The organism is Mesorhizobium sp. M7A.T.Ca.US.000.02.2.1 (assembly GCF_003996995.1).
GTDB lineage: Bacteria > Pseudomonadota > Alphaproteobacteria > Rhizobiales > Rhizobiaceae > Mesorhizobium.
The window spans coordinates 1-3,943 of the sequence record NZ_RZTT01000495.1 but is presented as its reverse complement, the minus strand read 5'-3'; the positions used below and the strand labels follow the sequence as shown (position 1 = coordinate 3,943).

Annotated in this window: 2 protein-coding genes and 1 pseudogene; 1 reads left to right on the top strand and 2 read right to left on the bottom strand. The window is 65.5% G+C overall.

Annotation, left to right across the window (positions count from 1 at the left end):
- Positions 1–740 (bottom strand): trimethylamine methyltransferase family protein (locus tag EOD15_RS30165; RefSeq protein WP_185929116.1); only part of this gene is annotated, 740 nt, incomplete at its 3' end.
- 12 nt (positions 741–752) lie between these two features.
- Positions 753–3,164: an FAD-dependent oxidoreductase gene (locus EOD15_RS30160; RefSeq protein WP_127409112.1), complete on the bottom strand. Its 2,412-nt coding sequence runs from the start codon at positions 3,162–3,164 to the stop codon at positions 753–755.
- A gap of 244 nt (positions 3,165–3,408) precedes the next feature.
- On the opposite strand from EOD15_RS30160, the pseudogene EOD15_RS30155 reads away from it, so the two are divergent.
- Positions 3,409–3,943: pseudogene (locus EOD15_RS30155) on the top strand (hypothetical protein); the annotation flags it as partial.

Below are 3,943 nucleotides of genomic sequence, written 5' to 3'. Positions count from 1 at the left end.
GGGATGTCGAGCTGGCGCGGCGAGTTGGTGTTGATGACGGTGTAGCAATATGCATTTGCCAGAAACTCGTCCTGCGACAGGCCGCGCGCCAGACGAATCATCTCGAACCCGTCCTCGACTTGCGGCGTGCCGCGCGCGAAGACGAACGGGAGCTTGTCCGACAGCGTCAGCTGCGCGCGGTTGACGGCATAGTGCCGAAAGCGGTTGTCGACATCCTGCGGTTCGATGCAGGGCCCCAGCATATGCAGCACGTCGAAATGCTGCACCAGCCGCATGAGGTCCTCGAAATCCGCCAGTGTTCCCGGCCGCCGGCCGCGCTCGAGATCGGTGACGTTCGGCGCCCCGCATCCGGCGAGGAAGGTCATCGAGCCGAGCTCCAGCGTCAGATCGAGGGCGCGCGAACCGGCGTGAGCGTGGATCGATCTCGGCGCCGAGGCGAGTGCCGCCGTCACCATGTCGCGGCCGATGCGCACCATGTCGGTGTCCGGATCGACCAGCGCGCCGGCGCTGGCGAAGTGCTCACGCGCCTGCGGCAGCAGCACCTTGATGCCGAGCTCTTCCAGCACCCGCAGCGCCGTTTCGTGAATCGCGGCCACCTGATCATCAGAAAAGATCGGCTGTGGCAGGAACGGGTTCTTCAGCGAATGGTAATTGGGACGGCGGCTGCTTTCGCTGCCGGCCTCGCCCGTGCGTCCACGCCGGCGCTCGCGCCTGCCGTCCCGTGCCGCGTCATCGACCATCGGAAATCCTCCTCATTGCCGCATTACCTTGCCCTCGGGATCGTAAGGCGAGGCCGCGACGACACGCGCCGGCCGTTCCTCACCCACGACATGCACGGAGAGCGCGGTGCCCTCGCCTGCGAAATCGCGGTCGACCAGCGCCAGCGCCAGGCTCTTGCCGACCGTATAACCGTAACCGCCCGAGGTGACGAAGCCGACGCGCCGGCCCTGATGCCAGACCGGCTCGAAGCCGCTGGCATCGGCGTCGAGCGCATCGATTTCCAGCGTCACCAGGCATTGGCCGCTGCCGGCCTCCCGCTGCTTCAACGCTGCTTCGCGGCCGATGAAGCCGCTCTTGCCGAAAGCGATGAAGCGGTCGAGACCGGTCTGGCCCGGCGTGTAGCCTTGCGTGAATTCGCGCGACCAGAGGCCGAAGCTCTTCTCCAGCCGCAGTGCATTGAGCGCGTAATAGCCGATTTCGGCAAGGCCGAGATCCTCGCCCGCCGCCAGCAGCGTTTCGCGCAGAGTGGCATGCATGGTCACGGGGCAACTGATTTCGAAGCCGAGCTCGCCTGATATAGACAGCCGCGCTACACGGGCCTGCACCATGCCGACGTCGAATGTGCCGCAGGCCATGAACGGCAGCGCTGCGCCGGACACATCCTGATGCGTCGTTCGCTCCAGTATCTTGCGCGCGTTCGGCCCCGTCAGCAGGAAACCGCTCATCGTGTCGGAGAGGTCGGTGACGGTGACGCCTTCAGCCGCATAGCTCTCGAACCAGCGCATGTGGAATTCCCGGAGATAGTAGGAGCCCATCAGCCAATAGCTGCCGCCGCCCCAGTTGAAGACGGTGAGGTCGCCCTTCAGCCGTCCGTCATGGCCGAGCATCGGCGCCAGGCCGGCCCGCCCCGGCTTCGGCAGCCTGCAGGCGAGCAGCCGGTCGAGCCAGGCTTCCGCACCTGGCCCCGCCACCGCATAGCGCGAATAGGCCGAGATATCGACGAGACCGGCGGCGCGCCGCACCTGCAGCGCCTCGTCGCCGACGATGTCGAAGGCGTTGGAGCGCCGCAGCGTCGTGTTCTCGGCAAATCCCATCGGCGCGAAATAGGCCGGGATTTCCAGCCCCCAGGAAGCCGTCCATTCGCATCCCGCCGCGCTCATGCCGTCATAGGCACCCGGACGTTTCAGCGGCCGGCCGGCCGGGAGCCGCTCATTGGGAAAGGTCATCACGAAGCGGCGCGAATAGAACTGGCGCGTCGTCTGCCTGAGATATTCCCGGTTGGCGGCGAAGGCGCCGTAGCGAGCGATGTCCATGCCGAAGATGTCGGCCTGCGGTTCGCCATAGATCATCCATTCGGCCAGCGATTTGCCGACGCCGCCGCCCTGGCTGAAGCCGGCCATGACGCCGCAGGCGACCCAGTAGTTCCTCAAGCCGCGCACCGGCCCGACGATTGGATTGCCGTCCGGCGTGAAGGTGAAGGCGCCGTTGACCCATTTGCGGATGCCGGCCGTCGCCAGGCAAGGGAAGCGATCATGCGCCTTGGCGAGTTCGGGACTGATGCGGTCGATGTCTTCCGGGATCAGCTCGATGCCGTAGTCCCACGGCGCGCCATCCATGTTCCAGTGCTTTGGGTTCTGCTCGTAGACGCCAAGCAGCACGCCCTTGCGCTCTTGCCTGAGGTAGGAGAAGCCGTCGAGATCGACGGCGATGCCGATTTCCCGGTCAAGTGCTGCGATCTCGGGAATATCCTCGGTGATGAAATAATGGTGCTCCATCGGCGTCACCGGCAGGTCGACGCCGGCCATGCGGCCGAGCTGCTTTGCCCACAGCCCGCCGGCATTGACGACATGCTCGGCGATGATGGTGCCTTGCTCGGTGACGACGTCCCAGCGGCCGTCGGCACGCGCCTTCAACTCGACGACCCGGTTGCGCAGGATGATGTCGGCGCCGCGCTTTTTTGCAGCGCCGGCATAGGCGTGCGTCGTGCCGTACGGGTCAAGGTGACCCTCGTTGGAATCATGCAGGCCGCCTAGCACGCCGGTGACGTCGACGATTGGGCAGATCGCCTTGATCTCGTCGGGCGTGACAAGGCGCGCGGTCTCGATGCCGACCGACTGGAACACCGCCCAGGCCGATTTCAGCCACTCCCAGCGCGCGGGATCGCTGGCGATGTTGACGCCGCCCGTCATGTGCAGGCCGATATCCCAGCCGGATTCGGCCTCGATCTCGCGGTAGAGATTGATGGTGTAGTCCTGTAGCGCGGCCACGTTGGGGTCGGCGTTGAGCGCATGGAAGCCTGCCGCCGCGTGCCAGGTCGAACCGGCCGTCAGTTCGGCGCGCTCGATCAGCGCCACATCGCTCCAGCCAAATCGGGTCAGATGATAAAGGACGGAGGCCCCGACCACGCCACCCCCGATGACGACTGCGCGGTAGTGCGACTTCAAGGCTTCCCCTCCACGTTTAGTCCGAAGGCTGGAGCATATATGCACTGGACATAAGTGTCTAGTGCCGTGCGCGCGCATCGTTTTTCGTCGACCGCCGGCATGCACTGCGCGCTGTCACGCAAGCATCATGTTCGCGCCGTAGACCGCGTTTCGGGGAGGCGTGCGCGGCATCATCGATGTCGCACCTCTTTCAGTTTTTCATCCCGCGGCCGCTCCGGCACATCCGTCACAAAGAGGATTATTCATGAAGCACCTGTATCGAACCGCGTCGCTTGGCGTCGCGCTGGCCTTGTTCACCGCCTTGACGCCGGCGCTCGCCGACAGCACCGCGACCGTCGGCGGCACGAGCTTTGTCAACAAAGGGCTGGTCGGCGTCGGCCGCATCCCGGCCGCTCAGCGTGACAAGTTCGGCGAGACGTTTGGTTCGGGCTCCGGCATGTCGATCGACACATCAGGCTGGACGCATGAGGCCGCCGGCTACAAAGGTTCGCTCTGGCTGCTGCCGGATCGCGGCTACAATGTCGTCGGCACCACCGACTACCGGCCGCGCCTCAACACCGTCGCCATCGAGTTTACCCCGGTGGCACCAGGTGCGGCACCTGCTGCCGGCCAGCAGCAGACCGGCGTCAAGGCAACGCTCGCCGACACCATGCTTCTCACCGACGACAAGGGGGCTGATGCCACAGGCCTCGATCCGCTCAACGGCGTGCGCGCGGCAAGCGGCGACATGCCGATCCTGCCGCAAGCCGACAATGGCAAGCTGGCGCTCGACAACGAGG